Source organism: uncultured Campylobacter sp., from assembly GCF_938045405.1.
Taxonomy (GTDB): Bacteria; Campylobacterota; Campylobacteria; order Campylobacterales; family Campylobacteraceae; genus Campylobacter_B.
On sequence record NZ_CALIMW010000021.1, the window covers coordinates 1 to 5,404 of the forward strand.

Genomic DNA, 5,404 nt, shown 5'->3' on the forward strand with positions numbered 1-5,404 from the left:
ACGATGCTCATTTCGCCCTTTAGGACGTTGATCAGCTGCGGAAGCTCATCGAGCGAACTTCTGCGCAAAAAATCGCCCAGCTTCGTGATCCGCGGATCGTGCTCGTATTTGTGATATTTTTCAAAATACTCCACCTCTTGCGGATTTTGCTTTAGGTACTGAGCTAAAATTTCATCGCCGTCCTCTCTCATCGAGCGGAATTTCAGACACCCAAACGGCTTGCCGCCAAACCCCATCCTTTGATGCGAAAAAAATATGCGTCCCTCCGGTTCTTTTAGCTTCATCATTAGCGCGATTACGCCAAAAATCGGCACCAGTAAAGGAAGCGCCAAAATGATAAGTGCCAAATCAAGCCCGCGTTTAAGCGCTAAATTTAGAGGGCTTTTCAGAGAATTTCGTATCGCAAAGAGGCTGGTGCGCGAGGCAAAGACGCTGTAAATATCCGACTGCGTAAAGTCATACGAACGCAATACTGGGGTAAATAAAATTTCTTTGTTTTTCCTAATATTATGCTCGATAAGCTCGTTCAAAGCGTCTGCCCCAAGCCTGCTTCCGCCGATAAACAGCACATCGTAATCCCTGCCCAGCGCTCTTACATACCCAGGATATGCGCTTCCCAAAACAGCGCTTTCAAATTCTTCACCCTCGCCTAAAATTTTCGCCCTCTTTTGCCATAGGCCAAATTTAAAAAGCCTCCTTTTCGTTACGAGCTTAAAAAGCGGCAAAACCACCGCCATAAAGGCAAAGCTCAAAATAAAGCTGGCGCGCGAAAATTCGTAATTAACTTTGATTAAAGCAAGCAACGCAAGGCTGAGTAAAAGCCCAAAAAAGCAGCTTCTCACTAAAATTCTACTCTCGTGCCAAAAATCATACCGCCTCGAATAGATCCCCTGATAGAAAAACAAAAATATCATTATGACGTAGGACGGCGCGAAGCCCTGATACCTGCCGATATCCAGCAGCACGCTATCGCCGTAGAGCAGATTTTTAAGCACCACGGCAAGTCCGAAGCAAAGCCAGATGCCGAAAATATCGACCGCCAAGATTATCAAAACGCAGAGTTGCTTTTTCATCCTAGCTCCTATTAAAATCATCTTGCAGGCGCACGATATCATCCTCGCCGGTGTAGCTGCCGACTTGAGCCTCGATTAGCACGACGGGGATTTTGCCCTCGTTTGCGAGGCGGTGAACCTCGCCCATTCTAATGAACGTCGATTCGTTCTCGCGCAGCAAGAAATTTCGCTCGCTCACGGTCACGGTCGCAGTGCCGCTAACGACGATCCAGTGCTCGTTGCGATGGTAGTGCTTCTGAAGCGATAGCCGCTTGCCGGGCTTAACTACGATGCGCTTGATCTTGTAGCCGCGCTCATCTTCGAGCACCGTGTAGCTACCCCACGGGCGGTGCGTCGTTACGTGCACGCGCGCTAGATCGCTATCCTTTAGCCGCTCCACCACCTGCTTTACTTTTTGGGTAGAGCCTTTTTTGCATACGAGCAGGGCGTCTTTGGTATCGACGATAGCGAGATCCTCGACGTCTATGGCGGCTATCGTGCGGCCCGAGCCGATGATGAGATTGTTTTTAGAATTTAGAGCAATATTTTGCTCGCGTGCGGTGTTGCCATTCGCGTCTTTAGGCAGCTCGGCGTCTAAACTATCGAAGCTTCCCAGATCGCTCCAGCCGATATCTGCGGGCACGACTTTAGCAAGGCTCGTATGCTCCATAACCGCGTAGTCGATGCTATCTGCAGGGATCTCTTGCATATCGCCTAGTTTAATTCTAATCGGATTTCCCGCGTTAGAATTTTCGTGCGCGCGAACGCAGGCTTCGTAAATTTCGGGGCTGTACGCCTTTAACTCGCTTAAAAATACGCCAGCTTTAAACATAAACATGCCGCTGTTCCAGTAAAAATTCCCCGCCGCTATGTAGCTTTGCGCCGCCACAAGCTCAGGCTTTTCGTGAAATTTTAACACGTCCTCGCCGCTTGCTTCGATATAGCCGTAGCCCGTATTTGCCTCCGTGGGCTTGATACCAAACGTCACCAAAAACCCCTGTTTTGCAAGCTCGCGCGCGCGCAAGACGCTGTTTTTATACGCCGCTTCGTCTTTGATGAGATGATCGCTCGGCGTTACGAAAACGATCTCCTCGACCTTTAAGCTCAAACACGCAAGCGCGATCGCAGGAGCCGTGTTTCTGCCGACGGGCTCGAGAAGAAATTTTACGCCGCGCGCGCCCAAGGCCTCAAGCTGATCGAGCGCCAAAAAATACTGCTGCTCGTTCGAGACGACGAGCGTGCTCTCGCATAGCGGAGAGTTTCGCTCGTAGCTCATCATAAAAAGCGAGCGATCGTCAAAGAGGCGCACGAACTGCTTTGGCATAAGCGTGCGACTGATGGGCCACAGCCTCGTGCCGCTGCCGCCGCTTAGGATTATATTAGTCATTTAGGCCGTCCTTAAATTCCTCATATTTTTTCTCGACGTAGCTTTTGATCTCGGCTTCAAAGCGCGCGCGCGAAAATTTTAAAGAATTTTCTCTGATTTTTGTAGGCTCAAATTTATCATAATTTTGCTCAAATTTAGCTACGGCGGCGAGCAGCTCCTTTGCGTTTTGCTCCATAAAATACAGCCCGCTCTCGCCATCAATCACCGTCTCGCGAGCGCCGCCGCGCCCAAAGCAGATCACCGGCGTACCGCATGCCTGCGCCTCCACCGGCGTAATGCCGAAGTCCTCCTCTGCGGCAAAAACGAACGCCTTAGCCCGCCCCATAAGATCCGCCATCGTTTCATCATCTGCGAAGCCCAAAAGTTCGACATTTTTGCCCGCTTTTGATTTTATTTTTGCCATATCGGGACCATCGCCGATAACGAGCAGCTTTTTATCAGTCTGCGAAAATGCCTCTACAATGAGATCGATCTTTTTGTACGGTACCATGCGCGAGGCGGTAAGGTAAAACTCCTCTTTGGCTTCGCGCAGCGTAAATTTATCCACGTCCACGGGCGGATAGATGACGTCGCTGGGCTTGCCGTATGTTTTTTTGATACGGCGCGCGATGTAGCGGCTGTTTGCGACGTAGTGATCCACGCGGTTTGCGGTGCTCGCGTCCCAAAGCCTAATTTTATGTAAAAAATACTTCGCCAACATGCCCTTTAAACCGCGATCCAGCCCGCTTTCTCGCAAATACTGATGATACAGATCCCACGCGTAGCGGATCGGCGTGTGTACATAGGCGATATGAAGTTGATTTGAGTGCGTCAGCACCCCCTTTGCGACGGCATGCGAGCTAGATAGCACGACATCGTAGCCGCTTAGATCAAACTGCTCGATCGCAAGCGGAAATAGCGGCAGATAGTTGCGGTATTTATCCTTCGCAAAGGGCAGCTTCTGGATAAAGCTCGTGTGGGCGCGCTTGCCTTTTAAAATTTTATCTCTGTCGGTATCGCTTAAAAAGTCGATGAGGCTATAAATTTCAAAATCATCCCAGATATCGGTAAAACTCTCGACGCATTTCTCCGCGCCCGCATAGGTGCTAAACCAGTCGTGGATAAGGGCTTTTTTCATTGCAGCTCCCTAGTTGATCTATTTTCAAATATTTCCTCGTAAATTTTTTCCACTTTACGAACCGCGATGCCGATATCAAATTTATTTTTAAAATTTAGCAATGCTTCGCCCTGCATTTTACCGTATATTTGCTCATCATTTAATAAAATTTCTATATCCTGGCGCGCCTGCTGTGCGCTCTCAAACAAAAATCCGCTTTTGCCGTTTTCTACGACTTCGTTATTTCCCACGACGTTTGTCGCTACTATCGGGATGCCGAGCGACTGCGCCTCTATGAGCGCATAAGGTAGCCCCTCCCACCTAGAAGTAGACAGGTATATGTCCGTAGCGGATAGATACGCGGGTATTTCGTCGGTAAAGCCGGTAAAGATTATATTTACGCCGTCTTTTTGCGCCATAGATTCAAATTTTGTCCTATCGTCGCCGTCTCCGAGCCACAAAAAAACGATGTCTGAGTTGTCTTTAAAATTTTGAGCTATCTCGTACGCCAAGGACATATTTTTCTGATAATCGAATCTCGAAATAGTTGTAACTACCCTTTTTTCCGATAGATTAAATTTTATCTTGGCATGATCATCTTTTAAAAGAGCTTTTATGCCGTTATATACGATCTCGCACTTACTTTTTTTAAATAGTCTAAGCTTTAAACAAAGGCTATTTTCGCTATTTGAAACATTTATAAATTTATCGGTAAATAGCGTTAAAAACCGCTCCAAAAAAATATATACACTCTTTTTCAAAAAGCCGTATTCTCCAATATGAACGCCGTGTAAAGTATGGACTATCTTTAGCCTTGGATTTAAAATTTTAAGTATCCGCGAATAGATGCCAGCACCCTTACCGTGAGAATGAATTATTTTTACATCTTTATCTTTTATGAATTTATTCAGTCCAAGGAGCTTTTTTACGCTAAATTTCCTATGCGGCAGAGCAAATATATCTTTAACCTTTTTTGACTCGCTCCACATATTATAATAGGGCTTATCTTTCGGACAAGCCAGAAAGATCTCCATATCGCTGGATAAATTATTTATAAGCAGATCGACGTGTTTTGGGCCACCGCCGTGATCGGCCCTAAGTGATAATAAAAGTATTTTCTTCATTTTAAAACCTTATAAAAATATATCAATCTACTTTTGTTTAATAGAAGCATCAAATTTCCCGTTTAATGCTTTATCGTTAAAGTTATATATCAATCCGGTAATCATCCAAAAAAACAGCTTCTCAGCATTTCCAAAAAAATGATCATTAAAAAAGCTTATAAAAACAAAAGCAAAAATATATGCTATAAAATATAAAAATATATTATCTTTCATTTTTATATATAATAACCAAGCCATCTTTATTATATGATATAAAAATGCATAAAATACACAAAAGCCAAGTACTCCAAGCTCTATAAGTGCTTTTAAATATTCAGAATGGGGTGTAATAATCTTTGCGTTGCCAAAAACATACGAAGCCGCTCCAAGACCATATCCAAAAGGATTAGCAAAGAAGAGAGAGATAGCATTATCCCAGATTTCATATCTAGTTATAACACTAGGTGCACCAAAAGGAGTATAATAAAGCCAGGAGCCGTATAAAGACCACACGCCTGAAAGATATGTGATTGTCGCAAAATAATATAATATACAAATATTTGCAAAGAAATATATATGAAATAACATAGGATTAAATTTAATTTTTAAGAAAAATAGCATAGAAATAAGGATAACAACGAACATCAATGGGTTTTTAGGAATATGAAAGCAAGATAGAGCTACAAGAGCCAATAAAAAAATATATTTATATTTATTCCTAAAAATAAAAGATAGCACGACAATAGAAATGCCATATATGTATAAA

The 5,404-nt window shown here is 44.3% G+C and carries 5 protein-coding genes; all 5 read right to left on the minus strand.

Translation table 11 applies throughout. The features are described from left to right. The coding region (locus tag Q0140_RS00855; RefSeq protein ID WP_297960628.1) for a sugar transferase at positions 1-1,073 on the minus strand (1,073 nt) is incomplete at its 3' end. 1 nt (position 1,074) lies between these two features. Next, a complete protein-coding gene (locus Q0140_RS00860; protein ID WP_297960632.1) occupies positions 1,075-2,439 on the minus strand; it encodes a mannose-1-phosphate guanylyltransferase/mannose-6-phosphate isomerase in 1,365 nt (454 codons plus the stop codon). Beyond that, positions 2,432-3,556 (minus strand): glycosyltransferase family 4 protein, encoded by a 1,125-nt coding sequence (locus Q0140_RS00865; RefSeq protein ID WP_297960635.1) that lies wholly within the window; start codon positions 3,554-3,556, stop codon positions 2,432-2,434. The genes Q0140_RS00860 and Q0140_RS00865 overlap by 8 nt, the downstream gene beginning before the upstream one ends. After that, positions 3,553-4,659, minus strand: coding sequence for a glycosyltransferase (locus tag Q0140_RS00870; RefSeq protein WP_297960639.1), 1,107 nt, complete (start codon positions 4,657-4,659; stop codon positions 3,553-3,555). The genes Q0140_RS00865 and Q0140_RS00870 overlap by 4 nt, the downstream gene beginning before the upstream one ends. A gap of 27 nt (positions 4,660-4,686) precedes the next feature. Further along, a partial coding sequence (locus Q0140_RS00875; protein ID WP_297960642.1) for a hypothetical protein occupies positions 4,687-5,404 on the minus strand: 718 nt, incomplete at its 5' end.

Coding starts and splice junctions, on each gene's coding strand:
- Q0140_RS00860 (WP_297960632.1), bottom strand. CDS start 2,439: ATGACTAATATAATCCTAAGCGGCGGCAGCGGCACGAGGCTGTGGCCC.
- Q0140_RS00865 (WP_297960635.1), bottom strand. CDS start 3,556: ATGAAAAAAGCCCTTATCCACGACTGGTTTAGCACCTATGCGGGCGCG.
- Q0140_RS00870 (WP_297960639.1), bottom strand. CDS start 4,659: ATGAAGAAAATACTTTTATTATCACTTAGGGCCGATCACGGCGGTGGC.